Below are 26,328 nucleotides of genomic sequence, written 5' to 3'. Positions count from 1 at the left end.
TTAAAGCATAACCAGAAACAGGATGAAAATTGAAACGTTCGATAGCTTGAGCAGGCGTTAATCGCTGCTCCTCAAGTTCTCGAACTAACCAACGACGAAAAGCCACTTCATAAGTGAAACCTTCATCCTCTTGCTCGAAAGATGAAGAAACTAAAATTGTATAAAAAGAAGATTCGCTCGATAAAGACATTGTGCTAAAGGTTAGCTAATACTGTCAAGCTTTTTTAGGATGAGACAAAGTCAACAGGATTAAATCGACGTTATAGCAGAATTTTCGCCCTGTACATCTAAAAAAAGACAAGAAAATCAGGATAAAACACTACTTTTATTCATAAATAAATTGTTTTAGCATTCTTATTTTAAATCTAAAAACTAATGAAAAAATCATTTAAAACCGTAGCATTCTTTGCGCTAGTACTTTCTTCAAATTACGCTTTCTCGCAAGTAACCTTAAAAAAACTCTGGGAAACCGATACCACATTGACCACGCCAGAATCTATCTTATTCGAACCTAAATCTAATACTGTTTTTGTATCCTGCATCAATGGTGGCCCTGCGGCTACGAATGAAAAAAGCTTTATTGCAAAAATTGATTTAAGTGGCAAAATCACCCAATTAAAACTGAGCGAAAACCTACATTCTACAAAAGGAATGGGCTTTTTAGATGGCAAACTTTATGTTGCTGAAATCTTTAAATTAGTAGAAATTGACCCGAAAACAGGTAAAGTATTGCATAAATACGAAGTACCTGATGCAAAGTTCTTGAATGATGTTAGTGTAGATAGCAAAAATAAAATTGTGTATTTCACAGATATGCGTTCGGATAGACTTTGGAAATTAGAAAAAGGGCAAATCGTAAAAGTAGTTGAAGGTGCTCCGCTCAAAAATCCGAATGGAGTATTCTTTGAAAATGGCAAATTGATTGTCGGCAATGGTGATGGTAAAATTTTGGCTTATGATTTACAATCACAACAATTTTCAACCATCGCTGAAGGAATGGGTGGTATTGATGGTATTTTATCAGACGGCAAAAAAGGTTATTTCGCCTCTGAATGGAGAGGAAAAGTTTGGCATATCAACACAGAAGGAAAAACTCAATTAGTTCTTGATTTAGTTGATGCAAAAGTAAACACGGCTGATTTTGAATATATCCCCAATAAAAAACTAATGCTAATTCCAACTTTCTTGAAGAACAAAGTGTTAGCTTATTCAGTTGAATAATTCGATTTTAGATGTTGGATTTCGGATGTCGGATTTCAGCTATCGCTATTTAAAACAAGCTAAAATAATAATTCTGAAAGCCGAAAGCAGACAGCCGAAAGCCCACAGAAAAAAAATTAACAATCATGGCAAAGTATAATCTCACAGTAAATGGCAAAAAGTATAATGTAGATGCTGATGCCGACACTCCCCTTTTGTGGGTCATTCGTGACCACGTAGGTTTAAAAGGTACAAAGTTTGGTTGTGGTATGGCACTTTGCGGTGCTTGTACTGTTCATTTGGACGGTCAACCGATTCGTTCATGTTCAACACCAATCTCTACGTTGAAAGCTGCTAACAAAATCACAACGATTGAAGGTATTTCAGTAAATACCGATAGCGCTGTTCAAAAAGCTTGGATTGAAGAACAAGTACCACAATGTGGTTATTGTCAGTCAGGACAAATCATGTCGGCAGTAGCTTTATTGAAGGAAAAGAGTAATCCAACAGACTCAGATATTGATGAAGCGATGTCAGGAAATATTTGTCGTTGTGGTACTTATCCACGTATTCGTAAGGCAATTCATAGAGCAGCCGAATTAATGAAAGATGGTGGTAATTCTACTGGCAAGTAATTTTAAAACCTCAAAAACATGACACAGCAAAACTCACGCAGGGACTTTATAAAAGCCAGCACCATGTTGGCAATTGGTTTCTCATTACCTTCAATCGGTAAAGCAGAAAGCCTTCACAAGATTGATACAAGCAGTGCAAGTGCTTTAGGAATAGAATTAAATCCCTACATTTTAATTAATGACGATGGTAAAATTATCCTTTTCAATGCACGCCCAGATATGGGACAAGGTACTTATCAATCGCTTCCGCTTTTAATTGCAGAAGAATTAGAAGTTACTTTAGATCAAGTAGAAATCAGAAATACAGACGGACAAGGAAAATATGGCGCACAACTTTCAGGCGGTTCTTCCTCAGTGCGTACTCGTTGGCTACCGATGCGTAAAGCAGGTGCAGCAGTAAAAGAAATGTTGATAACAGCCGCTAGTAAAAAATGGCAAGTACCCACAACAGAATGCTATGCTGAAACAGGCAAAGTATTTCATAAGCCATCGGGTAAATCTTATACTTATGGTGAATTAGTAGAAGAAGCCTCAAAATTAGAAATTCCGAAAGAACCAAAATTGAAAGACCAAAAGGACTTTAAATTGTTGGGTAAATCGGTGCCTCGTCCAGAAATTCCTTCAAAAGTAAATGGAACAGCCGTTTTCGGGATAGATTCAGACATTCCGGGAATGTTATATGCAAGTATCGAACGTTCTCCAACCATTCATGGGAAAGTTGTTAGCTTCGATGGTTCGGCAGCAATGAAAGTAAAAGGCGTAAAATATGTAGTAAAAACAGAACGCAAAATGCCTCATAAAGCAGTTGAAGCAGTAGCTGTAATTGCTGATACATATTGGGCAGCCTTGAAAGGCAGAAAAGCTTTGAAAATCAATTGGGATGCACAAGGTTCTGATAAAATTTCAACCGATGCTTATTTTGAAAACTTAAGAACTTTAGCCAAAACGGAAGGTGTAGAATACAAAAATGAAAAAGTAGGCGATTTCAATAAAAGGTTTGAAAGTGCTACAAAAAAAGTAGAAGCACAATACGAAACACCTTTCTTGGCACATGCACCACTTGAACCTGAAAATGCCACTGTTTGGGTACAAGGTGATAAAGTAGAAATTTGGGCGCCTATTCAAGGACCTGACGGATTGATTCCACAAGTAGCACAATATTTGAAAATCAAACCTGAAAATGTAAAAGTAAACGTGCCATTTATGGGCGGCGCTTTCGGAAGAAAAGCTTATTTTGATTATGTTTTGGAAGCGGCAAATCTTTCAAAACAAGTAAATGCCCCTGTAAAAGTAATTTGGACACGAGAAGATGATACTACACAAGGCCCATTCCGTCCAGGAATGTTATCGGCAATGCAAGGCGGTTTGGATGAAAAAGGCAATGTTGTAGCCCACAATCATAAAATTGTAGGTAGCTCAATTCAGCACCAAGTATTTGGTAATCCATTGAAAAATGCACCAGATGATTGGGCAATTGAAACAGCCAACAAAGAAGATAGTCCTTATGATTTTGCAAGTCGTAAAGCAAGTTTCCATTTAGCCGAAACTGAGATTCCAATTCTTTGGTGGCGTTCAGTTTATTCTTCAACGACGGCTTTCGGACAAGAATGTTTTGTTGATGAATTAGCACACGCTGCTAAAACCGACCCATTGGCTTTCCGTTTAGATATGTTGGCAGATGCTCCAAGATTCAGCAGAGTATTACAAACCTTGGCGAAAAAGACCAATTATCATCAAAAACTTCCCGAAGGACAAGCAATCGGGATAGCTGTTGCTCGTTCATTTGGAACAATTGTAGCTCATGCAGTTACCGTTTCAAAAAATGGCAAAGGTGTTAAAATCGAAAAAGTAGTTTCGGTAATCGACTGCGGAATGACGGTGAATCCAGACAATATCAAAGCCCAAACAGAAGGCAATATTGTAATGGGTTTAACTGCTGCGATTAAAAATGGCATTACTATCAAAGACGGATTAACCGAGCAAAGTAATTTCCATCAATACAATGTTTTGAGAATTAACGAAATGCCTAAAACTGAAGTGCATATTGTTGATAATCAAGAAGCACCTGGTGGAGTTGGTGAACCGGGTTTACCCCCATTCGCTCCAGCACTTTGTAATGCCATCTATAATTTAACAGGTACAAGAATTCGTACTTTGCCTTTTGATATTGATAATATTGGGTAGGGAAATAATGGTCAACAAAAAAGGAACTGTCTTGATGATAGTTCCTTTTTTGTTATTTGCCTTCTTGAAAATCTCATTCCTACACCGCTACAGGTGCTTTAATCCCCGGATAAGGATGATAGTTTTCTAAAGTGAAATCTTCAAATTTAAAATCAAAAATACTTTTTACGGCTGGATTTATTTTCATGGTTGGTAAAGCTCGTGGTTCACGAGCCAACTGAGTAGCTACTTGCTCATAATGGTTTGAATAAATATGCGTATCACCACCTGTCCAAATAAAATCACCCACTTCCAAATCACACACTTGGGCAATCATCATTGTCAACAAAGCATAAGAAGCAATATTAAAAGGTACTCCCAAAAATACATCCGCTGAACGCTGATACAATTGACAAGACAATTTATTATCGGCTACATAAAACTGAAAAAGTGCATGACAAGGCATTAAAGCCATTTCAGATAACTCTCCAACATTCCAAGCACTCACGATAATTCTTCTTGAATCTGGGCTTTTCTTTAAAGTATCAATTACTTCTTTTAATTGGTCGATTACTTTGCCATTGGGTACCGTCCAACTTCTCCATTGTTTTCCATAAACTGGTCCTAAATCACCGTTTTCATTTGCCCATTCGTCCCAAATACCTACACCATTATCTTTTAAATATTTGATATTGGTATCTCCATTAATAAACCAAAGTAATTCATGGATAATCGACTTTAAATGTACTTTCTTAGTCGTCACTAATGGAAAACCTTCTTGTAAATTGAAACGCATTTGATAACCGAAAATACTGGTTGTACCAGTACCTGTACGGTCAGTTTTTTCTGCTCCGTTTTCAAGAATATGCTTTAAAAGCGTATGATATTGTTGCATTGTTACTTCTTTAAATTACTAAACTAAAACTGGTTCAATTTCGAAAGTATGCGTAATTTCTGCCGAACCGCTAAATTGTGCGGTTGCCGAACAATACTTTTCCATTGATAATTCAATCGCTTTTTTGGCTTTTTCTTCTACAATATTTCCTTTGAATTGAAAGTGAATATTGATTTTACGGAAAGGTGTCATTTCTGTTCCTTCAATTTTTTCACGTTCACCCGAAACTGAAATCTTTAAATCTTCAATTACTTGGCGTTGTTTTTTCATGATTAGAATCACGTCGATAGCCGTACAACCGCCTAAGCCCATCAACAATAATTCCATCGGGCGAGAACCCGCATTATGTCCGCCAATATTTTCGGCTGCATCAATATCAACTGGTACGCCCGACATACCGTTTGCCTGAAAATGAAAGGCATCGTCTATTCTAACTAATTCTACTTGCATCGCTTTTAAGATTTATGAAATACTTAACTAAAGTATTAGCTAAGAGGATTTACAACTACAACTTTTTGGTAAAATATAAAGTTCAAAATTAGGCTTTTTTACTGATTACAAATACTCAAGAGACAATTCAAATGAATCTGAGCATAAATTCTATCAACAAATTTAACTTTTTAGCAGATTTTGTTTTTAGTTGGTGAATAGTTGGGAGTATCTTTGCAGTTCTATCCATTAATTTAATAGACTTGAAATTTAATTTCAAAGAGTAAAAAAGAATTTCGCAATCCCAATTTCAAAATATGTCTTATTATTCCATTCAAAACATCAAACTTACTGATTTAGCTAATCAATTCGGTACGCCTTTGTACGTCTATGACGCAGACAAAATTATCGAAAAAATATCCATTCTTCGTGATTCTTTCAAGAATGTTAATCTCAAAATAAAATATGCTTGTAAAGCCAACACCAATTTGGCTATTTTGAAATTAATGCGAAAACATGGTGTTGAAATTGATGTGGTTTCGCCCGAAGAATTACGTTTGGCGATGATGGCTGGCTATGAAGGTTCGCAAATTACTTTTACACCAAGTGGAGTTTCGTTTGATGAAATTGAATTAGCTGCTGAATTGGGAACAAGAATCAATTTGGATAATTTGGATGTGTTAGAAAAATTCGGACAACGTTATGGCAATACCAAAGGTGCTTTGATTCGTCTGAAACCACACGTTTTCGGGGGCGGAAATGAAAAAATTATGACGGCGCATCCTGAATCAAAATTTGGGATTTCAATTCATCAGAAAGCTGAAATTTTAGCGATTGTTGAAAAATACGATATGAAAATTATCGGTTTGCATCAACATACGGGTTCTGATGTAAAAAATGCTGATGCTTTTACCCAAGCTGCCAGTGCGATTTTGGAAATGGCTTTTAGTTTTAAAGACTTAGAAATTATCGACTTAGGCGGAGGTTTCAAAGTGGCTTACAAAGACGGCGACATCGTAACGGATATGAAAGAAGTTGGAGAAGTATTAAGTAATGCTTTCTTGGATTTCTCTAAAAAATATGGTCGTGAATTACAACTTTGGTTTGAACCGGGTAAATTCTTGGTAAGCGAAGCTGGTACTTTTTTGACAACTGCCAATACTGTAAAAGTTGACCCAATTAAAACTTTTGTTTGTGTGAATTCTGGTCTAAATCACTTGGGTCGCCCGATGATGTATGGCTCTTATCATGATATTTTTAATGCTTCTAACGAAGATAAATCTGAACAAGACGAATACAGAGTAGTGGGTTATATCTGTGAGACAGATACTTTTTCATGGACGCCAGAAGGAAAACAAGGCGAAAGGTTGATGAATAAAGTAACAGCTGGCGATATCATTGCAATGAAAAATGCAGGTGCTTATTGCTTCTCGATGGCTTCGCAGTATAATTCAAGATTATTACCAGCCGAAGTATTGGTCATTGATGGTGAAGCAAAATTGATTCGTAAAAGGGAAACTTTTGATGATATTGTTAGAAACCTTGTGAGTGTAGAAATATAAGTAAAATGGGATTTCATCCCGTAAAATAAAAATGGACGAGATGTAAATCCCGTCCATTTTTTTATTAAGAATCGTAGCTTAAACCATATTGTTTTAAAACCTCTTCTGGTACTCCTTCCCAATTGTTTGGTCTATTACCAACATAGCCAATATCATGGTGTCCCATCTCTGAAGAATAAAAACCTGATGCAGTAAGGTTTCTCATCAAAGAAAAGAAATTTACTCCTTGCGATACTTCTGGTTTTGCTTGATTTGGATAAGCAATTTCATCCACTAAACTGATTTGTTCCGTTTTGCTACAAAGAATAAACGTCTTCCCAAAACGCTTTATCGAAGCAGAATCCATCCAACGTAAACCTCCACGCATTGGAGTTTTGAAATTTGGTTGATCTTTTACAATAAATTCAATGAAAGCTGGTACTCCCGACTGCGAAGCACTTCCTGAATGTTCATCAGCAGGAATAATAATATCCGCCAACACCGTGATGGTTTTCATTTCATGGTCATTGAAGAATTTCTCTGCTAATAATTTAGCATCACGAGCAATTTCATCTTCTGTTCTACCATAATTATATTTAGGAACAGCAGGAGTAGTTGCTTTAGCTTTTGGTTTAGGCTTTGGGCCTTGCAACAGCTCCATGGCTACTGCTTCTTGGCTCACCACAGCCATACCCAATGATGAAAGCCCTATATTTTTTAAATAATCTCTTCTTTTCATAAGAACATGATTTGAAAATTTGATGATTTGAAAATTTGAAAATCAGATATGAGAGCTTTCCCCTCTTTACAAATTCCCTTTCTTCTTTTCATTAATAATAAATTCAGAAGTACGAGCAGATAAAGCCAAGATTGTCCAAGTTGCATTTTTATCTCCTTGCGAAACAAATGGTGCAGCATCTGCTACAAACAAGTTTTTCACATCATGTGCCTGACAATTTGAATTCAACACCGAAGTTTTTGGGTCTTTGCCCATTCTAGCTGTTCCTACTTCATGGATAATTCTTCCTGGGTCAGCTAAACCGTAATTAGTGCTTGCATCTGACTTTTTACCTAGCGGAGTTCCGCCCATTTCAGTAATCAATTGCTCAAAAGTTTCCTGCATGTGTTTTGCTTGCTTGATTTCATAATCCGACCATTTATAATGGAATCGCAATACTGGAATACCAAATTTATCAACCACTGTAGGGTCAATTTCGCAATAATTATTGTAGTCAGGTATAGGTTCTCCTCTACCAGCCATACCGATATATGCTCCGTAGAAACGACGATAGTCTTCTTTCAAAGATGCCCCATAACCACCAGCTGCTTTTTTAATACCTTCACGAGTTGGGAATTTTTCATTAATTCCTTCGATACCCCAACCAAAACCATAAGCCGGCATTCCCATACCTCCACCATATTCGATGTGGTAACCTCTTGGGAAATCTAACTTTTTATTATCACCCCACCAAGGTGTATAAACGTGCATGCCCCCTACTCCATCTTCGTTATAACGTTTTCTATCAAACAACGCTGGGATAATTGCTGAACGAGAGGCACCCGTGGAGTCATTGATATAACGCCCAACAATACCACTTGAATTGGCTAAACCATTCGGGAAACGAGCAGATTTTGAGTTTAATAACAAACGAGCCGTTTCACCAGCACTAGCTGCTAAAATTACAATTTTACCTTTCACAACTTTCTCCGTCATTGTACGAGTATCCACATACGATACACCCGTTGCCAAACCTGTTGTCGGGTCTGTCAGTACTTCACGAGCCATTGCGTAGGTAATCAATGTACAATTTCCTGTTTTCATCGCAGGAATCATCAAAACTGATGAAGAAGAAAAATCGGCATAAGCCTGACAAGCTCTATTACACTGGCTACAATAAAAACATTGTCCACGGTCTTTATTGATAGGTTTTGTCAGAATTGAAAGACGTGATGGAATGACAGGAATCCCTAAATTATTCCCACTTTTCTTTAACATTAATTCATGTAAACGAGGTTTGGGAGGAGGTAAAAAGTATCCATCTGGGTCATTTCTTCTTCCTTCATTTGTCCCGAAAACACCAATCAATTTATCTACATAATCGTAATATGGTTTTACGTCGTCATAACCAATTGGCCAGTCTTCGCCCAAACCATCAATAGATTTTCTTTTAAAATCATCAGGACCAAAACGTAAGGAAATTCTTCCCCAGTGATTGGTTCTTCCTCCTAACATTCTTGAACGAAACCAGTCAAATTTAGTACCATCTTTATGCGTATAAGGTTCGCCCTCAATGTCCCAACCACCATAAGCAGCGTCAAAATCACCGAAAGCACGAGTACTTGAAGCACCACGACGAGGAGATTCCCAAGGGCTTTTTAATTGAGTAATATATTTGGGGTCGGCTGGGTCATAATATTGACCAGCTTCGAGTACACAAACTTTAGCACCAGCTTTGGTAAGCTCATAAGCTGCCATACCACCGCCCGCACCCGAACCAATGATGACAACATCATAAACTGTTGATTGTTCCTTGATTTGAAAGTCCAACATTTATAAAATAATTTTTAGATTGAAATGAATGATTGAATCAAAAAATGAAAGTAATGTTTAAAAATCTACTTTATGTCCTTTTTTGTAAGAAATCAATATTAAATCGTTTATGGATTTAGATTTCCAAATAGAAAACCGCATAAAAAGCAGAAAAACAGTTCAAATTATCTAAAAAACTACAATTATTTGCAATTATTGCAATAATTTATTTGAAAGTATGCAAGAAAAGATAATAGGTTGCTTTTTAATAATAAAGAAGGAAATTCAAATTTTCATCGTGTGAGGTCTATTTACTTCAAATCCCGAAGTAACAAAATGATGATTTAAAATACTGAATTCGATTTCAACGCAAATCTGAAAATATCTGTAAATCAATTATTACTTCGGGATTGTCATTCAACTATTTTTAAAATTAAGCCTTTTTAAGTTTAAAATACTGCCCTGCTAATCCAGCAATTAAAAGTACCAATAATACTTTTACTACATTTTGAACAATGGGAGAATCTGGTCCGCTAGATAATGGCTGATCAACTGGTAAGCGTGAAAGTGTTTCGTTAACGGCAGGAATTAATGAAAGAAAAACGGTGGTGGACATACTGAAAGTTTGAATGTAAAGTGCTTTACTTTTAGCAAGAACTTTATCTCCTAAATAATACGCCAAAATCAATAAAAGAAGGATTAAAATTCCAATCGCATGCCCCGGATTGAACTTTCCCGTTTTAGAAAGCCAAAAAGATGAAACACAAGCAATTGCAGTAAGTACACTGTAATACTTTCCAAATTTGCTAAATGGTTTAATCAATCCTTCGCTAAATAAAGCGATTCCTGCAAAAATAAGCGCAATGATGGAAATAACTGTGTGGAAAATTCCAAGTTGTGATAGAGAGGCAATCATAAGAATGAGGTTTAAATTATGAAAAGGTTAACATGTACGTTTTAATCAATTACTTTATAGACTCCCGCCACCATCTTTATATTATTCGACCATTTTTGGTAGTTATACCTACAATGACGAATATTATTAGTCACTAAATCACAAATTATTTACCTCCACCATTCTGCAAATTCTTCATCTTTTGCTTGTTCTTCATTCAATAAAAAGGCTTTAGCATAACTTTGCCAACCTTTTTCAAAGTACTTTTCGTTAGGGCTAAACTCTCCTGTTCCTAAATCAAATTCACAAGGTATATTGGGTACTCTATAATCTGCCCATTGGCAGATTCGTGATTTAGAAGCATTGTACATCGTCCAAGTGCCTACAAAAGCATTATTAAAATAGCCATCCGAAAGTAAATTGATGTCATCATACCTCAGTTGATTATCCTTATTGATGTACCATTTCGTCTGTACTTGTCCCGCAAAAACACCCGTATGAGGTTGATTCTTATTCTCAAAGAATTCATATTTTGCAACAAGAATTCCTTGGGTTTTAATAGCATCTTTTGACTGATTATCTACGCCAAATTGTTCTCGCTTAGTTTCTTGAATTTTTTCTACAATAATTCTCCCGACAAAATCACAGACATTATTCTTTACGTTCGATTTTCCATAAACTAAATACTCGTCTGGCTTATTGGTATTTTTAACTACGGTGAGGATTTTTACTTTAATTCGCTGAAAATCATTTCCTAATACTCCCAAAACATTGTAATTATCAGTTTTAGTCCATAAATCCGAAAAATCGTAAGTAAGCAATAGCGAAGTTTTATTTTCAGCATCAAGTTTTTCTCCATTCAAAATATCATTATGGCAAGTATTTTGAGAAAAAACTATTAATGAATGAACAATAAAAATTATGCTAAGTATTGTTTTCATATTTTGAGAGCTCTTGGAATAATTTCAATAATAAATCTTTTGTCAAGATAAGATTTATTTATCTTTTATCAAACCATGAAAAATACTAAATAACACAATATCAATATGATAAGCTTTTATAAACCCAAACAAAAATAGTCGCCTATAAAACAGGCGACTATTTTGGATTTTTCTATACCTATGTCAACAGTATTCTCTATTTTTCATTAGCTTTCATGCCTAAATAAGTAGCGGCACTGATACCCATCAACCCTAAGGTTTCCTTCTCAAACACTGGAAATTCCATTTTGTTATTCGATATATTTTCAAGAAATTCAACCAAGAAAACGACACTAAAAATAAGATTAAAAATTAATGCTTGATAACGATAAACAGTTATTCCAGTAGAATCTGAAAGAATATCTCTAAGAAAATGAGGTATTCGCTTTTTGAAAATATTTTGAGGGATAACGCCATCCGTTATATTGTCATCATCTTTTGGTGAATCAATAATTCCACCGATGGCAGTAGTTCCTACTCCAATACTTAATAATACCAAGCAGGTTGCATTCAAATTGATTACTTCTCCATTCGCTCCAAAACCAATCACGAAGCAAGCACCAATAAGCGTTGTCCACCACAAACCTTGTGTTCTCGCAAAGCTATACATTTCAATTTTGCCATACTGTGGATGGTCAACTTCTGGGTCTTTGAGGATTTTGGTACTGTAGGATAAATAAATTGCTCCGAAGATTATCAACAGCGCTAATACATTGCAGACGATGTTCATCATGTTATCTCAAGTTAAATTGGTTGATTAATTATAGCCTTAAACATAACAAAAAAGCCAACCCTTTAAAAGGTTGGCTTACAAATATTTATCTTATTTTTATTATTCGGTCAATCAAGGTTTACTCTACCTCCAATTTTCCAACGTTTTCAAATTTAATAGCTCCTTCATCATCTACTTCCATCATCACGATTGCATCTTTATTGATGTAATTTCCGAGGATTTGTTTCGATAATTCGTTCAAGATTCTTCTTTGCATTACTCGTTTCAAAGGTCTTGCTCCCATTGTTGGTTCATAACCTTCATCAGCAAGTTTTATCAAAGCTTCATCTGTACTTTCAAGCGTGATACCTTGTTCTTTCAAACGGTCTTGGATCTGTTTGAATTGAATTCTCACAATCTGACTCAAATTGTCTTTGGTCAAAGGTTCAAACATCACAATTTCATCTACACGGTTCAAGAATTCTGGTCTTACTACTTGTTTTAATAAAACCATTACTTCTTCTTTGGCTTTTTCCATTACAATATGATTGTTCCAACCTTCCATTTCTCCCATTTTTTCTTGGATAATATGGCTACCAATGTTAGAAGTCATGATGATAATGGTATTCTTGAAATTAGCAATTCTACCTTTATTGTCCGTCAAACGACCGTCGTCTAATACTTGTAACAAAATATTCCAAACATCTGGATGTGCTTTTTCGATTTCATCCAACAGAATAACAGAATATGGTTTTCTACGGACGGCTTCGGTCAATTGTCCGCCTTCGTCGTAACCAACGTATCCCGGAGGAGCTCCCACCAAGCGGCTTACCGCATGACGTTCTTGGTATTCCGACATATCAATTCTGACCATCGCATTCTCATCATTGAACAAGTAATCTGCTAAGGCTTTCGCTAATTCTGTTTTACCAACGCCAGTAGTTCCTAAGAAAATAAACGAACCAATCGGACGTTTCGGGTCTTGCATTCCTGCACGAGAACGACGAACAGCATCAGAAATCGCTTCAATCGCTTCTTCTTGTCCTGCTACTTTTTTACCTAATTCAACTTCCAAATGCAAGAGTTTTTCTTGTTCGGCACGCATCATTTTTGAAACAGGAACGCCCGTCCATTTTGCCACTACTTCGGCAATGTTTTCAGAAGTTACTTCTTCTTGTAACATCGGAGCTTCACCATTTTTATCGGCTGATTTTCCACTTTGTAATTGTTTGAGTTTGTTTTCTGCTTCAACCAATTTACCATAACGAATTTCAGCTACTTTTCCATAGTCACCTGCACGTTCGGCTTGTTCGGCTTCCAATTTTAGGCGGTCGATATTTTCTTTTTCTTTGCGTACTTCGTCTAAGACAGATTTCTCACCTTCCCATTTCGCCATCAAGTTATTTTTCTTGTCGGTGAGTTCTGCCAATTCTCTACTGATAATATTTTCACGCTCTACGTTATTTTCTCGTCTGATTGCCTCACGTTCAATCTCTAACTGCATGACTTTACGTTTCAAAGCATCAATTTCTTCGGGTACTGAATCTATTTCCATACGCATTTTTGCTGCAGCTTCGTCCATTAAGTCAATAGCTTTATCTGGCAAGAAACGGTCTGAAATATAACGACTTGATAATTCAACCGCTGCAATTACGGCATCATCTTGAATCCTTACACCGTGGTGCAATTCATATTTTTCTTTGATACCTCTCAAGATAGAAATTGCATCTGTAATATCTGGTTCATCCACAATTACCATTTGGAAACGACGCTCCAAAGCTTTGTCTTTCTCGATATACTTTTGGTACTCTTTCAAAGTAGTTGCACCAATCGCATGCAATTCGCCACGAGCCAAAGCTGGTTTCAATAAGTTGGCAGCATCCATTGCAGAATCTCCGCCACCACCTGCACCAATCAAGGTGTGAATCTCATCAATAAACATGATGATTTCGCCTTCGGCATCGGTTACTTCTTTGATGACCGCTTTTAATCTTTCCTCAAATTCACCTTTATATTTTGCCCCAGCGATGAGTAAACCCATATCCAAGGTATAAATCTGCTTAGATTTTAGGTTTTCAGGTACGTCGCCCATCACAATTCTTTGAGCTAAACCTTCTACGATGGCGGTTTTACCTACACCCGGTTCACCTACCAACATCGGATTGTTTTTGGTACGTCTTGATAAAATTTGTAATACTCTACGAATTTCTTCGTCTCTACCAATCACTGGGTCTATCTTTCCAGCTTTGGCTAATTCGTTTAGGTTTCGAGCATAGCGTTCTAATGAACGATAAGTTGCTTCTGCGTTTTGGTCTTTCACGGTTGTGTTTCCTCTTAGTTCTTTGATGGCACTCTTTAATTCTTTTTCCCTGAATCCACTATCTTTCATCAAACCTGCCACAGAATCTTTCCCTAAAAGGATTCCCAATAATAATAATTCTATGGATACAAATTCATCCGAAAATTCCTTTAGTAAATTTTCTGCTTTACTGAACGCTGCAGCCGCTTCGTTGGCTAAATAAGGCTGTCCTCCGCCAGAAACTTTGGGATAGGTATTAACAATATTTTCAAGTTTTGATGAAAAAATGGCTTGATTTACATTTAATTTTTTCATCAAAAACTCTGAAGTATTCGGCTCTTCGTCGATAATGGCTTTTAGCAAATGTCCCGATTCAATGGCTTGCTGACCATTGGCTGAGGCAATCGAAGCAGCGTGTTGGATTACCTCTTGAGTCTTGGTTGTATATTTATTAAAATTCATTGTGTAAATGATTTTTATATTTTCAATCGTTGATACACTAAACTTAACAAAAGGCAAGCCAAGCTATATTTTCGGAAAAAATGGCGGATTTTTCAAGAAATCATTAGGCTTTTCAAGCCAAAATGACTGTTTCTTGAGACTTTAGGACTTTAAGACTGGTGGACTTGAGGAGAAGAAAGAGACAAGAAGCAAGATGAAAGAGTTTTGGATTTTGGACTTTTAGCCTTCTAATGGTTCAAGCCTGTGGCTTGGACTTTTAAATCATTTAAGTTTGAAACTTAAATATTCTATTTGAGTACAAGTGATGCTTTGCTTAACAATGCACCAGTGAGGGTTTTAAGTGAAAAATACTTAGACCAGCGGGACTTTCAGATTATCCGTTTACATTTCTACTTTTTAATTCTTTGTTGATATTAGTAATTGAATTGTATATGATAGCTGTAATAGGTAAAAGTGAAAATGGAGTAATATTTAATAATTGAAATCCATTTTTGATTGTCTGGAAGATAGTTACTATCAGTGAAATCACTAAACTTCCTACCATTAAACCAAAAGCAAATTTTAAACTCTTTTTCTTTTTGATTAACTCTTCTGTAGAGAGTTCGTGCAAATTTTCCTTTTCCATTTTTTTAGTTTTTAGATTGTGATTTTTTTAATGGTTACCACCAATGGTGTTATAATTTACTACTTTGCATCAGTACTTTTTTTCCAATCCTTATAAATAAACCGCAAGGCATCATAATAGGCAACAATTGGCTCTGTCATGTGACTTTCTTTGGGATAATAATTGTATTTAAAACGAAGTCCCTTCAATGTTTTATTTAAAATCAATTTATCAAATTTTAATACGGCTGTATGAAAGGAACCACCTTCGTTCCCATCGCTATAAAAAAATATTTTGTTGTACACAGATGACTTTTTCAATTTTTCATCTGCCTGTTTTAGCATAAATCTATTATCCCACCAAAGCGAAGGACTTACAGCAATGTAGGCATCAAACATCTCAGGACGAATAAGCATGCAATTAATTGTGGTATTACCGCCAAAAGAGTGCCCTCCAAATATGTTAAAAGAATTTGTTTTATAGTTTGTTTCAATATAAGGCATTAATTCCTTTTGTAAAAATTGAAAAAAATGTTCATTGCCGCCACTTGATCTTAAAGTGGTGTCGTTTTTACCATCATAAGTAATTGTGTTTTTGGAGGGCGTAAGGTCTTTTTTACGGTCTGTATTAATAATACCGACCACTATCATTGGTGGAATTTCTTCCCAATGACTTAAGTAGTCAATGTATGCGGAAAGTATATGAAAATGGTTTTCTCCATCTAATAAATACAATACGGGGAATGTCTTGTTAAGACTAGTAGAATCTGTTTTAGGAACATGAACGTAAAAACGGCGGTCTTCATTCAATACTTTTGAGGGAATTGTCAGCACATCATTTGAAATAGAATTATATAGCTCAACTTTCTGGGCATTAACCTTCAAATTGAAAAACAATAAAAACAGTAAAAGCGATTTGAGAAAATTATGAAGAGAAGTCATATCGTTTAATTTTTAGGGTAACAATTTCGAGACGGACGAAAGCAACGAACCGATTATGAGAAAATTTTCTATTCTTAGCGTAGCGGCAAACGCTTGGGTTTTTTACAAGTATAATCCTTTTTCATTTTTCAATTCATAGCAAAAATAAAAGAATGAAATATGTAGCAAAATACTTCTAATACTGCATTTATTGGTGTGCCTAAGTGAAAAACACTTAGACTAGCGAGGTCTATAAATCTATAAAAAACCTACGTTTATCTTTTCCTGTAGCACCAATTTTGTTGTAAAATTTGATGGCTCTTTCGTTGAAAGTTGGTGTCTGCCATTGAATATTTACACAATTGTTTTCCTGTCCGATATGTTTTAATTTTTCAAAAACTTGTTCACCAATTTTTAGTCCACGAAAATTTGGTTCTAAATAAAGGCAATCCAAATATAAAAAAGTCTGTGCGTCCCAAGTCGAAAAGTCAAAAGTGAATGAAAAGTAACCTGCTAATTCTGTCCCACTTTCAATTACATAGCAATACAATTTCGGATTTTGTGAAAAAATTGCATTTTTGAGTTGTTTTTCTTTACCAATAGATTTGTATGTTGCTTGTTCATATTCAGCGTGGTTTTGGCATAATTCAACCAAAGTTGCTAAATCTTTTTCTTCTAACTTTCTGATTATATAATCCATTGTTGGTTGATTTCGGCTTGCAAAAATTCAATAAAATGCTGAAAATAATCGGGATAGGTTTTGTTACTCATATAAGCAATATAATGTTTCCTTTTCAGTCCATTTTTCCCAATTTTTATTGCTTTTATTGAGTTGTTCTTTAAATAGGGTTGTAAAGCCCATTTTGCCATTGCCATAATTCCCATATCGGCTTTTACCATTTCAATTGATGCTTCAGTTAGTGGTAATGGCGTTATTTTTTTAGGACTAACTTTTGCTGGTTCTAACAAAAACTGATAAACAGTTACAGTTTCTAATGGCAAAGAATGTATCAACAAATGTTCATTAATAAAGTCTTCGGCAACGACAAATTTTTTTCCCGCCCAAGGGTGATTTTCAGAAACTACCATCATCATCTCGTCTTGAAAAAGTTCTACATACTTAATATTTTCGTCTTTGATTGGGTCGCTAATAATGGCAATGTCTAAAATATTTTCTTGTAATTTTTGTAAAGGATAATGAGTAGCTTCCATCACAATTTTCAACTCAATGTTTGGGTATAAAAGATGAAATTGCTTTAAAACAGAAGGCAACCAATGGTAACTTGAATAACATTCTGTGCTAATTCTTATTTCGCCAACTTCGCCAAAAATCAGTTGCTTGATTTCTTTTTCAGTGTCGGAAAGTTTGTCTAAAATTTCGTTGGCTGTTGCATATAATTTTTCTCCTGCTTTGGTTAGAATCAATTTTTTATTGATGCGAAGAAATATTTTTGTACCCAATTGGTATTCGGCTTCTTTCAATTGATGACTTAACGCCGATTGTGTTAAATGTAATTTATCAATAGCTTTTGTAATGCTACCTTCTTCTACAATAGCTTTGATAAGGCGTAAATGTCTAATTTCCATTTTCTGTTCTAAATTTTATACAAAGTAACGATATTAAACAGTCAGATTTATATGAAAATAATCGTTACAAATGATGAATTCTTTTCGTTTTTATGGCGTACAAAGTTATTTTAGTTTTGCATCATTATTAATCTTAAAATTTAGAAAAATGGATTTACAAATTAAACATTACGAAAACAAATTAGCCTTTGAAATGGATCCGTCAGATTTATTTGATGCATTAAATAACAATGAAAAAATTGTTCCGCTTGATGCAAGAAAACAATTTGGCTTTGAAGCCGAACATATTCCAATGGCAATAAATATTCCGCATCGTGAAATGAATGAGGAAAGCACCAAACATTTGGATAAAGATGTTTTGTATGTAACTTATTGCGATGGAATTGGCTGTAATGCTTCGACAAAAGGTGCGTTAAATATGTCAAAATTAGGGTTTAAAGTCAAAGAACTAATGGGCGGAATTGAATGGTGGAAATTTGATGGTTATGCTACCGAAGGAACAAAGTCAACTCCAAGTGGCGAAAAAATTCAATGCGCCTGTTAATTCGGTTTTCTATTAGCAAGTTGGACAAATATAGATTTTCGAGGTCTATATTTGTCCGCTTTACCTTTTTGAGATTGATATAACTAAAAAGGCAATCACCAAGGATTGCCAACAAATTTTGATAACACAATGCGTTTACTCATTCTTCAATTGATAACACAAAACAACTACGCCAGATGCTAAGGGTGTAACACTTAGCAATCTAAGTTTTTGATGTTTGTCTAATAAGTTAAAAATACTTAGACCTTTATTGATTAGTACTGGTGTAACAAACAAATAAAACTCATCAATGTGTCCGCCAGCGATGAGTGATGCAACAAAACTTGCCCCGCCGTACACCAAAATATCTTTACCTTCTTGCTTTTTCAAATTTGCAATTTCCTCCGCTAGATTTCCTTTAGCTAAAGTGGTATTTTTGCCAAAGGAAGTCTCTAAACTTTTAGTAAAAATTACTTTAGGAATATTCACCATCTTTTGGGCGAAATCATACTTATTATCCTCTGGCTTGAATCCTTCAAAATGTGGAATAAAAGCCTCCGACATCTTTCTCCCAAGAAGCAAAGTATCAGAGCTATCTGCCAATTCATTGATTAATTGCCAGCCTTTTTCGTCTGGATACCACGACCAGTCTTCGTTTCCATCGGGTGTTGCGACATATCCATCAACCGAAATTCTCATTTGTAATTTTAGCTTTCTCATGGCTTTTTGTTTTTACAAATGTATTTTAAAAAGGTTTCTCGTAACGGCTATCTATGCGTCAATCAAAGGTACAATTTCGACAATTTTATCCTCAAAATCAGCCTGTTATATTATCAATGACAATTTTACTTTCTTTTAATTCTATCCAGTTTCATTTTAATAACTAAAGTTGAGTCAGGAGAAACATTGGGTGGATAACCTTTTCTTTTCACTAGAAAATGAGGAGCGGTTAGTTCTCTAATTTCCCCTACTCGCATACCTCTTAATCCTTCGTCCACTGCGGCTGTCGCTTGATTACCTCCAATCAACACTTTTACAGGCGATTTTGAATTATAATTTGAATACAAAACAGTGCCATTTCTATAGCTTGTAGTTTCATAAATAAAAACCTCATCTCCTGCTTTGGCTTTAATGCCAGTTCCTTTTTCTACAATACGATATTATAATCCTGATTTTGTCGTAACAATGTTATCTGAACAGCCTGCTAATATTAAGAGTAAAAATATTATTGCCAATGGTTTCATGGATTCTTTTATGGTTTATTGATAGTGATGATGAGTACTAACCCAGTGTTTGATAAAATATGGAACAAATCGAAAAGCGTTCTTAATACTTATGATATCTTTTTTTGTATTTGCCAATAATGCCCGAAAGGGTCTTTAATCGTTCCTTGTCGGTAGCCATATTCGTAATCTTCAGCGGGACTGATTTCTATTGCACCCGCAATGATTGCTTGGTTCATTACTGCATCTACATCTGGCACAAATAAACCAATGCAACAAGTACAGCCATTGTGTTTATCAGGAGAGAAGAATTTAATAGAAGTAATTTCATGAACATGAAAAATAGCACCATCAATACAAAACTCTGCTACATGAATGCTACCATCTTCATTTCTAAAACATAGATTTTCTGTTGCGCCAAAGGCATTTTTATAAAATGAGATGTCATTTACTCCATTATTGATATAAAGTTCTGGAGCGAAAAAAGTTGTATTGGCTTTCATTGCTATTGTCGTTTTACGAAAGAGATTAGATTTTTGTGTAACAGTAATAATATTGTGTTTCAAAGAAGTGCCTGTACTTAACTCTTTCTCGCATTAGTTGAGTAGAATCTATTCTCTACATAAATTACAAAAACGATTCCAAGCGTATAGGCAATTAAGTCAATCCATTCAAACGATGTTCCTATAACAGTTCTGGCAAATTTTGAATGTCCTAAACCTATTTTGGTAACAATATCAAAGTATTGTAAAACCTCAAGCGTAAAAGAAAAAATTAAAACAGCTATTGCTGTTTTTAAAAAAGGAGAATCTACAAATGATTTCACAAAAGAATAAACCAGTATGACCACTAAAAAATCGCCAAAATAAGGGCGAATAAATTGGTCATGTACAAACATCGCAATAAGTACTTCGACTACAAATAACAAAAATGCTATGATAAAATAATTCCAGTTGAATTTTAGAATACTGCTCATTGGTAACGTTGTAAAAATTTATAAATGGCTAAGTGGCGAATTTACCAAAAGCTTTATACTTTGTGGTTATTTTTTTGTGTCTGCTGTCGGATTCTCAACAAACTTAGCTTCTCTCAGTGCTTCTAGAAGCACTTACTTGTTCGTACAGTTTTATTTCTTGCGTTGTTTGAATAGCCATTTTGGTAATGTCTCTCCTAAAATCTGTGTCGTAAAAACATTGTCGTGTGTGGTTGCTTTTAATTTCCAATACCGAATATTTTTACTCATTTCTCTATAAAATTGTTCGTCACTATTGATTGGATTTTCTGTGTCGTCAATGCCGTGAATCAACCAAATAGGAGTCGTTGCCAAGTCTTGTATTTTGTCAAACTGAGGAATGCCTGAAATACTAATTCCTGCTGCAAAAAGTTCTGGTCTGGCTGATAATGAATTTATCACTGTTGAACCTCCCATAGAAAATCCGATTACATAAATTCTTTTAGTGTCAATATTCAAATTTAATTTTAGTGTATCAATAAGTGATAATACTGAATTTAGACAGGATCTTGGTGTTGAATAAAGCACATTTCTTGAAGTGTCCATTACATAGTCAGATGAACGGGTAGGGAATTGTGGTGCTAAAACATAAGCTGGATATTTATTTTGAATATCAGGACTTGCAAACAACTTTTGTAATATTCCAAGTTGAGATTTATTGTCAGTTCCAACTGGTCGCCCTGAACTATGATATATAACTACTAGTGGATATTTTTCTTTAGTTTTTAATTGATTGGGTTTAAATAGACGATACTTAATTTCTATTTGCTCTTTTCCTACAAAAGTTGCTGAATCAAAAATATCGTTGTTTAAACTTCTGATTTTTAGAATCGCTTGTTTTGATAAAGATGTGTCAGCAGTATTTTCAATAACAGTTTCTCCGAATTGTGTTTTAGTTGTCGAACAAGATGTCAATAATATCGTAGAGATAAATAAGGCTAATAAAAGGGTTTTTGTCATTGTTAAGTTTCTGTTTGTTTGGGAGGTGTGCAAAATTGCTACCAACTAGTCATAAGCACTCCAACAACTCCAAACTGGTGTTATCGGGTCGTTTTCTATTTCCTTATCAGTTTATATCTTAAATGGGTTGTCAAGTCTGACGGTACTACCTCTTCAATTTGTATATCATATTTGTCTTTGTTAATGCCTTCAAAGAGTCGGATACCACTTCCTAAAAAAACAGGTGCAATGTGAATAAAAAACTCGTCAACAAGTCCTGCGTTTAGAAATTGTTGAATTGTGTTTGCTCCACCTTGTATTCTTACGTCCTTCCCTTTTGCTGATTGTCTTGCTTTGTCTAAAGCACTTTCTATTCCATCATTTATGAAGTAAAAAGTTGTCGTTCCTTCTTGAATCCAAGGTTCTCTTTTTTCGTGTGTTAGTACATAAACGTCAGCTTTGTATAGGTCATTTGGCCAACTGGCTTCGCCTTCTTCAAACATGCGTTTTCCCATAATAAATGCACCTGTTCGCTCAATTGTCCCTCTAATAAATTCCCCATCAAGTCCATCTTCTTCACCTCCTTCAAATCCTAAATATTCCCAAAATGCTTTTTGATTAAACATCCAAGAATGAATTTGTCCTGAAACACCACCCATAGGATTTTGAGGACTTCTGTTATCTCCTGCAAAAAAACCATCAAGAGATATTCCACTATCGAAAATTATTCTACTCATATTTTTCTTATCTGTAATTAAGAGTTCTTGTTTGTTTACTTAACTGATGGAATGGTTGCCCTAACAATGTTTTAGACTCTGGCAGTTTCTTTGCATGTTGAAGATAAACTTGAATTTGTTATTTTTCACAAATTTCCTTCAGCTTGTCGAGTGCTTTGGGGTAGCTCTCGTTCATATAATCTACAAAATCTTCTGCGGTGTCTAAGTCAACAATAACGGTTGTAGTCCCATTGTTTTCTTCGAAAGTATAGTTTTCAAATCCGTTTGCCCATTTTTCTACTTCTGGTCCTTCCGTAATTTCTTGGTCAGCTTTTAAGAGACCATAATGTTGAATCGAAACAAATTGGTTGGGTATGTTTTCTACTATCTTAGAAACCATACCTCCCTTTTCTCCATTCTCATCTACACCAACAAATAGCATTTTACTTCCCTTGTCCCAATTTCCTTCATAAGTAGAGGTCGGGTTAAACAAAGAAGTCCATTCTTCATAAGTTGATATACTGTTAATGCCAAGCATAAAATCATATATCTTGGTTGCAGGAGCATTGATGCTTACTTTGAATTGTAACTTTTCCATACTATTAAATATCGTTTAAATTAGTATTTCAAGTTACTATTTTCCATCATACTTTGCAATCGTTTAACATGGGTTCCGACTAGTCATAAGCTAGGGCAGGTTTTATCTTCTTTTATTCATTACCATTGCCGTTGTCAGTGTCTCACTGACAACTTTTCAGCGGATGTTTTGTCCTAAAATAGGTTGACAGTTTCAGTTAAACTATCTTATGACAAGACACTTAAACTAGTGAGTGAATTTCTCTTAATATATAGTGTAAGCTCTAATGGCTCCTCTGCTGGTTCAAGCCTATGCCTTGGACTTTTAAATTATTTCTTTTCAAAAGAAATATTCTATTTGAGTACAAGTGACGCTTTGTGTGTGAGTGCAGTCAGAGACTGCATTTATTTGTGGGTCTAAGTGAAAATACTTAGACTAGCGAGAATTTAGTTTTGATAGTCATACCCATTTTCACCTTTCACAAAATAGTAACCTGTCTTTTTTATGTAGTAATTTTCATCACCGTTTTTACCTTTATAGAATTTGAATTTTTGCTTAGGTCTGTCATCATAAAAAAGTGTTAATGTTCCATTCTCTAATTGATAAGTACCTTTTAATAATTCTTCTTTATCGAGCTTAACATTATAGTCGTTAAATTCAAAATTTCCGTCACGTTTAAATTTAATATTTATTGTCGCTCCGTGTGGTACAAACCAATAACCGATTAAATTTTCAACATTGGATAGTTTGCTGGTTTTAGAAGGTTCAACTTTGTCAACAGGTAGTGGTAGAGTATTAGTTTGTGGAGCATTTTCTTTCTCTTTCAGCTCCAACTCTTTTTGTTTTTCAGAATTAGAATCATTGCAACTTGATAATACTGTAAAGATGGTTAGTAGTAAAATTATATGTCGCTTCATTTTATTTGTTCATGTGGTTTTATTGTAAATCTAAGTGAAAAAACACTTAGACCAGCGGGGGGAAAAAATTAGCCCAACCGATTCTTTATTTTGCTTATCACTTCGGCATCAAACCACATTCTATCACTTTCTTGTTCAAATGACTCAACAGGTATGTATATAAATTGACTTTTTGATAAAAAGAGTAGATAAGTATTACTAATAAATTCAACTTTTATAAAGTGGTCTAGCTTTATTGTTGAATGAGTTACTTCATCAAATATTCCTTGTATTTTTTCATTATCAATCTCATATAATCTTTCGGAAGACAAAAGTTTATTAGATTTAGATTTGACAAACTTCCACAATTGTATTGCATAAAAAAAAGGATACAGGATAGTAAATACTCCAAGAAAAAGAGTTAAAGATTCCTGATTATCAACTTCAGTCATTATCATCACTAAAATCAAAACCAAAACATAAACCCACCAACTTTTCTTAAAATACAATGTTATCAAAAGACTAAATAATTCTTTTGGTGTATATTTAAATCGTTTAGTTCTAATCATTCTATTAAAATTTAAATGGTATTTAAAGCTAAAAGTCTCAAAGGTGCTGTCAAAGACTGCATTTTATTGGTTGGTCTAAGTGAAAAAACACTTAGACCAACGGGGGAAAAAACTAAAATCATTTACTCACATTTATATGTAAATGTTGAATTATTAGATGATGTCCCAGTCATTAACCTTCTTTTCAATTTATCACCATCAAATTCATAAGTAAAATTAAAAGTTGAACCTAAATTCCCACCTGAATTATACCTTTTAAGTGTTTTAATGAGATTTTTTGATCTTTTTCCCAAATTATAAATAAACCAAATATCACCAGAGAAAAAACCAAAGTTACCCTCATCAAGAAAATTGAACACTATAGGTGATTTTTGAAAATTAGGTTGCTCCAAATTAAGTTTGTCTGCATAATATTCCATTTCATAACTTAATACTGGCGAATTAGTAAAATCTGTTCTTTTAGAAGTAATTTTTATGGGATTTCCAGAATCGTAAGTTACGTCATACTGAAAAACACCTGATATGAATTTAATCAAATACCCATCGCTGTTATATTCAAAACTGTAGCTCCTCGACTCTTTACTATAAACATCAAATGTAGATAAATTGGCAACCTGTGAAGCATTATTTAAAGTCCAAGTAGATTTCACATATTCAGAATAGTTATAAGGAGTTGAATTCACTGTTATTTTATTGCCCGAATAAATGACTGTATCTTTCTCTAATTGAAATGTCCCTTGCTTTCTAATTATACCAGAAATCTTTTTTTGTTTATCATAATTTATAGTTGCAGTTATACCTTTAGATTCATCTTTAACTGATGTAACATAACAATTAGGTGTTTGGGGATTTGCAGTGTCTTCATCTTTTTTACAACTGAATAGCAACACAAAAAAGACAGGTAGTAAATGTTTTTTGTTCATGATTTTTAATGTTTAAATTATAGAGTTTTCTTATTTTTCTTATAGAAATTAATGCTAATCCTTGGAATCTATCAAATCACTTCCTAAATCTCCTTCAGTACTTCCAGACACTTACTGGCTCAAGCCTATGCCTTGGACTTTAAAATTATTTCTTTTCAAAAGAAATATTCTATTTGAGTACAAGTGACGCATTGCTTAACAATGCACCAGCTAGGGAACTAGAAGAGCACTCTAAGTGCTATACAAGACCACTCCGAGTGAACTAGAGACCACTCTAAGTGCTATACAAGACCACTCCGAGTGAACTAGAGACCACTCTAAGTGCTATACAAGACCGCTCTGAGTGAACTAGAGACCACTCCGAGTGCTATACAAGACCGCTCCGAGTGAACTAGAGACCACTCTAAGTGCTATACAAGACCACTTCGAGTGAACTATAAGACCACTCTGAGTGAACTAAAGAGCGCTCAGAGTGGTCTTCTGATTTAATCATTATGGATTTGTTTTCTTTGCTCTGGGTTTTGATTGCCCTGAGTAAAACTGGGCAATTCTTCGTAATATTTCAGAGACAGAGCCATCTGTTTTTTCAGCCGCTTTTAATAATTCATATACTCTATCGGCTGCTTTCATAGAATCTCCACTGGCTGCCTCCATCGTGTCATCCACTTTATCCAATAAATCGCCAATTTTAATTCTGATTGCCCACAACTGGTTTATCAAATCAACATCTTTCCCAAATTCTGGCGTATCAAATTCTACCGTAAGTTTTGTTGGGTATTCTTTGGCTGCCTCCAAACATAGGTTAACATACTCTACACTCTTGGCTCCCATCTTTCGTTTGGGTCTTTCTGCCTCAGGCGTACTAATCAAAAAAGGCAATTTGGTTTTTACTTGTTCAAGTAAAGCGAGGGTTGCGGTTTTGTCTGCTTCAGGCAAAACGGCTGAGATTTTGTTTGTGTTACTCATTTTATGTAAAAGGTTTAAAATTGCAATAGATAAGAGTATTCTGTTTTCGGGGCGATACCTCCAGAAAGGTGCAATCGTTTTGTAAGAATTTCTTCTCTCAAAAAGAAGTTTGAACGTAAATTTTCTGAATGA

29 protein-coding genes are annotated in these 26,328 nt (G+C 34.9%); 5 read left to right on the top strand and 24 right to left on the bottom strand.

Going from position 1 to position 26,328, the window contains the following annotated elements:
- The coding region (locus tag VB798_RS03025; RefSeq protein WP_323255822.1) for a hypothetical protein at positions 1-190 on the bottom strand (190 nt) is incomplete at its 3' end.
- Between the two features lie 185 nt (positions 191-375).
- Between VB798_RS03025 and VB798_RS03020 the strand changes: the two genes are divergently transcribed.
- The 3 genes from VB798_RS03020 to VB798_RS03010 all read left to right on the top strand — a co-directional run bounded on the left by VB798_RS03020 (position 376) and on the right by VB798_RS03010 (position 4,019).
- Positions 376-1,221: an SMP-30/gluconolactonase/LRE family protein gene (locus VB798_RS03020; RefSeq protein ID WP_323255820.1), complete on the top strand. Its 846-nt coding sequence runs from the start codon at positions 376-378 to the stop codon at positions 1,219-1,221.
- Between the two features lie 125 nt (positions 1,222-1,346).
- Positions 1,347-1,835 carry a 2Fe-2S iron-sulfur cluster-binding protein gene (locus VB798_RS03015; protein ID WP_323255818.1) on the top strand — a complete coding sequence of 163 codons (489 nt, stop codon included), beginning with the start codon at positions 1,347-1,349 and terminating at the stop codon, positions 1,833-1,835.
- Positions 1,836-1,853: 18 nt separating this feature from the next.
- Positions 1,854-4,019, top strand: coding sequence for a xanthine dehydrogenase family protein molybdopterin-binding subunit (locus tag VB798_RS03010; protein WP_323255816.1), 2,166 nt, complete (start codon positions 1,854-1,856; stop codon positions 4,017-4,019).
- Between the two features lie 79 nt (positions 4,020-4,098).
- Here the strand turns inward: VB798_RS03010 and VB798_RS03005 are convergent, their stop codons facing one another.
- Together VB798_RS03005 and VB798_RS03000 are read right to left on the bottom strand one after the other, a co-directional pair.
- Positions 4,099-4,893, bottom strand: a complete 795-nt coding sequence (locus tag VB798_RS03005; protein ID WP_323255814.1) for a thymidylate synthase — start codon at positions 4,891-4,893, stop codon at positions 4,099-4,101.
- 18 nt (positions 4,894-4,911) lie between these two features.
- Positions 4,912-5,343, bottom strand: coding sequence for an OsmC family protein (locus tag VB798_RS03000; RefSeq protein ID WP_323255811.1), 432 nt, complete (start codon positions 5,341-5,343; stop codon positions 4,912-4,914).
- A 296-nt stretch (positions 5,344-5,639) separates the two neighbouring features.
- Here VB798_RS03000 and lysA point away from each other — a divergent pair, with 296 nt between their 5' ends.
- The gene (lysA, locus tag VB798_RS02995) at positions 5,640-6,884 is read left to right on the top strand and encodes a diaminopimelate decarboxylase (RefSeq protein ID WP_323255809.1); all 1,245 of its coding nucleotides are present in this window, start codon (positions 5,640-5,642) and stop codon (positions 6,882-6,884) included.
- A 64-nt stretch (positions 6,885-6,948) separates the two neighbouring features.
- Here the strand turns inward: lysA and VB798_RS02990 are convergent, their stop codons facing one another.
- The 10 genes from VB798_RS02990 to VB798_RS02945 all read right to left on the bottom strand — a co-directional run bounded on the left by VB798_RS02990 (position 6,949) and on the right by VB798_RS02945 (position 17,852).
- Positions 6,949-7,602: a gluconate 2-dehydrogenase subunit 3 family protein gene (locus VB798_RS02990; protein WP_323255807.1), complete on the bottom strand. Its 654-nt coding sequence runs from the start codon at positions 7,600-7,602 to the stop codon at positions 6,949-6,951.
- 66 nt (positions 7,603-7,668) lie between these two features.
- Complete coding sequence (locus VB798_RS02985; protein ID WP_323255805.1) at positions 7,669-9,414, bottom strand: GMC family oxidoreductase; 1,746 nt, start codon at positions 9,412-9,414, stop codon at positions 7,669-7,671.
- Positions 9,415-9,826: 412 nt separating this feature from the next.
- Entirely contained in the window at positions 9,827-10,309 is a 483-nt protein-coding gene (locus VB798_RS02980) for a hypothetical protein (protein WP_323255803.1), read from the bottom strand.
- A gap of 149 nt (positions 10,310-10,458) precedes the next feature.
- Entirely contained in the window at positions 10,459-11,229 is a 771-nt protein-coding gene (locus VB798_RS02975) for a hypothetical protein (RefSeq protein ID WP_323255801.1), read from the bottom strand.
- A 196-nt stretch (positions 11,230-11,425) separates the two neighbouring features.
- Positions 11,426-12,001 (bottom strand): hypothetical protein, encoded by a 576-nt coding sequence (locus tag VB798_RS02970; RefSeq protein ID WP_323255799.1) that lies wholly within the window; start codon positions 11,999-12,001, stop codon positions 11,426-11,428.
- A 118-nt stretch (positions 12,002-12,119) separates the two neighbouring features.
- Entirely contained in the window at positions 12,120-14,741 is a 2,622-nt protein-coding gene (gene clpB, locus VB798_RS02965; RefSeq protein WP_323255797.1) for an ATP-dependent chaperone ClpB, read from the bottom strand.
- Between the two features lie 373 nt (positions 14,742-15,114).
- A complete protein-coding gene (locus VB798_RS02960; RefSeq protein WP_323255795.1) occupies positions 15,115-15,366 on the bottom strand; it encodes a hypothetical protein in 252 nt (83 codons plus the stop codon).
- A gap of 59 nt (positions 15,367-15,425) precedes the next feature.
- Entirely contained in the window at positions 15,426-16,286 is an 861-nt protein-coding gene (locus VB798_RS02955; protein ID WP_323255793.1) for an alpha/beta hydrolase, read from the bottom strand.
- Positions 16,287-16,515: 229 nt separating this feature from the next.
- Positions 16,516-16,965: a GNAT family N-acetyltransferase gene (locus VB798_RS02950; RefSeq protein WP_323255790.1), complete on the bottom strand. Its 450-nt coding sequence runs from the start codon at positions 16,963-16,965 to the stop codon at positions 16,516-16,518.
- Positions 16,953-17,852, bottom strand: coding sequence for a LysR family transcriptional regulator (locus VB798_RS02945; RefSeq protein ID WP_323255788.1), 900 nt, complete (start codon positions 17,850-17,852; stop codon positions 16,953-16,955). The genes VB798_RS02950 and VB798_RS02945 overlap by 13 nt, the downstream gene beginning before the upstream one ends.
- A gap of 148 nt (positions 17,853-18,000) precedes the next feature.
- On the opposite strand from VB798_RS02945, the gene VB798_RS02940 reads away from it, so the two are divergent.
- Positions 18,001-18,396: a rhodanese-like domain-containing protein gene (locus VB798_RS02940; RefSeq protein WP_323255786.1), complete on the top strand. Its 396-nt coding sequence runs from the start codon at positions 18,001-18,003 to the stop codon at positions 18,394-18,396.
- Between the two features lie 135 nt (positions 18,397-18,531).
- Here the strand turns inward: VB798_RS02940 and VB798_RS02935 are convergent, their stop codons facing one another.
- The 11 genes from VB798_RS02935 to VB798_RS02885 all read right to left on the bottom strand — a co-directional run bounded on the left by VB798_RS02935 (position 18,532) and on the right by VB798_RS02885 (position 26,196).
- Entirely contained in the window at positions 18,532-19,095 is a 564-nt protein-coding gene (locus VB798_RS02935; RefSeq protein WP_323255784.1) for a dihydrofolate reductase family protein, read from the bottom strand.
- 125 nt (positions 19,096-19,220) lie between these two features.
- The gene (locus tag VB798_RS02930; RefSeq protein ID WP_323255830.1) at positions 19,221-19,508 is read right to left on the bottom strand and encodes an FKBP-type peptidyl-prolyl cis-trans isomerase; all 288 of its coding nucleotides are present in this window, start codon (positions 19,506-19,508) and stop codon (positions 19,221-19,223) included.
- Between the two features lie 200 nt (positions 19,509-19,708).
- Positions 19,709-20,101 (bottom strand): VOC family protein, encoded by a 393-nt coding sequence (locus tag VB798_RS02925; RefSeq protein ID WP_323255782.1) that lies wholly within the window; start codon positions 20,099-20,101, stop codon positions 19,709-19,711.
- Between the two features lie 77 nt (positions 20,102-20,178).
- Positions 20,179-20,574, bottom strand: a complete 396-nt coding sequence (locus VB798_RS02920; RefSeq protein ID WP_323255780.1) for a ribosomal maturation YjgA family protein — start codon at positions 20,572-20,574, stop codon at positions 20,179-20,181.
- A gap of 150 nt (positions 20,575-20,724) precedes the next feature.
- On the bottom strand, positions 20,725-21,570 hold the full coding sequence (locus VB798_RS02915; protein ID WP_323255778.1) for a carboxylesterase family protein: 846 nt from the start codon (positions 21,568-21,570) through the stop codon (positions 20,725-20,727).
- 95 nt (positions 21,571-21,665) lie between these two features.
- The gene (locus VB798_RS02910) at positions 21,666-22,286 is read right to left on the bottom strand and encodes a dihydrofolate reductase family protein (RefSeq protein ID WP_323255776.1); all 621 of its coding nucleotides are present in this window, start codon (positions 22,284-22,286) and stop codon (positions 21,666-21,668) included.
- Between the two features lie 118 nt (positions 22,287-22,404).
- Positions 22,405-22,863: an SRPBCC family protein gene (locus VB798_RS02905; protein ID WP_323255774.1), complete on the bottom strand. Its 459-nt coding sequence runs from the start codon at positions 22,861-22,863 to the stop codon at positions 22,405-22,407.
- Between the two features lie 425 nt (positions 22,864-23,288).
- Positions 23,289-23,759 (bottom strand): hypothetical protein, encoded by a 471-nt coding sequence (locus VB798_RS02900; protein WP_323255771.1) that lies wholly within the window; start codon positions 23,757-23,759, stop codon positions 23,289-23,291.
- 68 nt (positions 23,760-23,827) lie between these two features.
- Positions 23,828-24,307 carry a YcxB family protein gene (locus VB798_RS02895; RefSeq protein ID WP_323255769.1) on the bottom strand — a complete coding sequence of 160 codons (480 nt, stop codon included), beginning with the start codon at positions 24,305-24,307 and terminating at the stop codon, positions 23,828-23,830.
- 122 nt (positions 24,308-24,429) lie between these two features.
- Positions 24,430-25,230, bottom strand: a complete 801-nt coding sequence (locus VB798_RS02890) for a DUF4595 domain-containing protein (RefSeq protein WP_323255767.1) — start codon at positions 25,228-25,230, stop codon at positions 24,430-24,432.
- Positions 25,231-25,722: 492 nt separating this feature from the next.
- Positions 25,723-26,196, bottom strand: coding sequence for a hypothetical protein (locus tag VB798_RS02885; RefSeq protein ID WP_323255765.1), 474 nt, complete (start codon positions 26,194-26,196; stop codon positions 25,723-25,725).
- Positions 26,197-26,328 lie beyond the last annotated feature (132 nt).

The sequence above is a fragment of the Arcicella lustrica genome (assembly GCF_034930985.1).
Taxonomy (GTDB): domain Bacteria; phylum Bacteroidota; class Bacteroidia; order Cytophagales; family Spirosomataceae; genus Arcicella; species Arcicella lustrica.
Note: the sequence above shows the minus strand (reverse complement) of the source record. Positions and strands in the feature narration are given on the sequence as shown.

Coding starts and splice junctions, on each gene's coding strand:
- VB798_RS03020 (WP_323255820.1), top strand. CDS start 376: ATGAAAAAATCATTTAAAACCGTAGCATTCTTTGCGCTAGTACTTTCT.
- VB798_RS03015 (WP_323255818.1), top strand. CDS start 1,347: ATGGCAAAGTATAATCTCACAGTAAATGGCAAAAAGTATAATGTAGAT.
- VB798_RS03010 (WP_323255816.1), top strand. CDS start 1,854: ATGACACAGCAAAACTCACGCAGGGACTTTATAAAAGCCAGCACCATG.
- VB798_RS03005 (WP_323255814.1), bottom strand. CDS start 4,893: ATGCAACAATATCATACGCTTTTAAAGCATATTCTTGAAAACGGAGCA.
- VB798_RS03000 (WP_323255811.1), bottom strand. CDS start 5,343: ATGCAAGTAGAATTAGTTAGAATAGACGATGCCTTTCATTTTCAGGCA.
- lysA (WP_323255809.1), top strand. CDS start 5,640: ATGTCTTATTATTCCATTCAAAACATCAAACTTACTGATTTAGCTAAT.
- VB798_RS02990 (WP_323255807.1), bottom strand. CDS start 7,602: ATGAAAAGAAGAGATTATTTAAAAAATATAGGGCTTTCATCATTGGGT.
- VB798_RS02985 (WP_323255805.1), bottom strand. CDS start 9,414: ATGTTGGACTTTCAAATCAAGGAACAATCAACAGTTTATGATGTTGTC.
- VB798_RS02980 (WP_323255803.1), bottom strand. CDS start 10,309: ATGATTGCCTCTCTATCACAACTTGGAATTTTCCACACAGTTATTTCC.
- VB798_RS02975 (WP_323255801.1), bottom strand. CDS start 11,229: ATGAAAACAATACTTAGCATAATTTTTATTGTTCATTCATTAATAGTT.
- VB798_RS02970 (WP_323255799.1), bottom strand. CDS start 12,001: ATGATGAACATCGTCTGCAATGTATTAGCGCTGTTGATAATCTTCGGA.
- clpB (WP_323255797.1), bottom strand. CDS start 14,741: ATGAATTTTAATAAATATACAACCAAGACTCAAGAGGTAATCCAACAC.
- VB798_RS02960 (WP_323255795.1), bottom strand. CDS start 15,366: ATGGAAAAGGAAAATTTGCACGAACTCTCTACAGAAGAGTTAATCAAA.
- VB798_RS02955 (WP_323255793.1), bottom strand. CDS start 16,286: ATGACTTCTCTTCATAATTTTCTCAAATCGCTTTTACTGTTTTTATTG.
- VB798_RS02950 (WP_323255790.1), bottom strand. CDS start 16,965: ATGGATTATATAATCAGAAAGTTAGAAGAAAAAGATTTAGCAACTTTG.
- VB798_RS02945 (WP_323255788.1), bottom strand. CDS start 17,852: ATGGAAATTAGACATTTACGCCTTATCAAAGCTATTGTAGAAGAAGGT.
- VB798_RS02940 (WP_323255786.1), top strand. CDS start 18,001: ATGGATTTACAAATTAAACATTACGAAAACAAATTAGCCTTTGAAATG.
- VB798_RS02935 (WP_323255784.1), bottom strand. CDS start 19,095: ATGAGAAAGCTAAAATTACAAATGAGAATTTCGGTTGATGGATATGTC.
- VB798_RS02925 (WP_323255782.1), bottom strand. CDS start 20,101: ATGAAAGCCAATACAACTTTTTTCGCTCCAGAACTTTATATCAATAAT.
- VB798_RS02920 (WP_323255780.1), bottom strand. CDS start 20,574: ATGAGCAGTATTCTAAAATTCAACTGGAATTATTTTATCATAGCATTT.
- VB798_RS02915 (WP_323255778.1), bottom strand. CDS start 21,570: ATGACAAAAACCCTTTTATTAGCCTTATTTATCTCTACGATATTATTG.
- VB798_RS02910 (WP_323255776.1), bottom strand. CDS start 22,286: ATGAGTAGAATAATTTTCGATAGTGGAATATCTCTTGATGGTTTTTTT.
- VB798_RS02905 (WP_323255774.1), bottom strand. CDS start 22,863: ATGGAAAAGTTACAATTCAAAGTAAGCATCAATGCTCCTGCAACCAAG.
- VB798_RS02900 (WP_323255771.1), bottom strand. CDS start 23,759: ATGAAGCGACATATAATTTTACTACTAACCATCTTTACAGTATTATCA.
- VB798_RS02895 (WP_323255769.1), bottom strand. CDS start 24,307: ATGATTAGAACTAAACGATTTAAATATACACCAAAAGAATTATTTAGT.
- VB798_RS02890 (WP_323255767.1), bottom strand. CDS start 25,230: ATGAACAAAAAACATTTACTACCTGTCTTTTTTGTGTTGCTATTCAGT.
- VB798_RS02885 (WP_323255765.1), bottom strand. CDS start 26,196: ATGAGTAACACAAACAAAATCTCAGCCGTTTTGCCTGAAGCAGACAAA.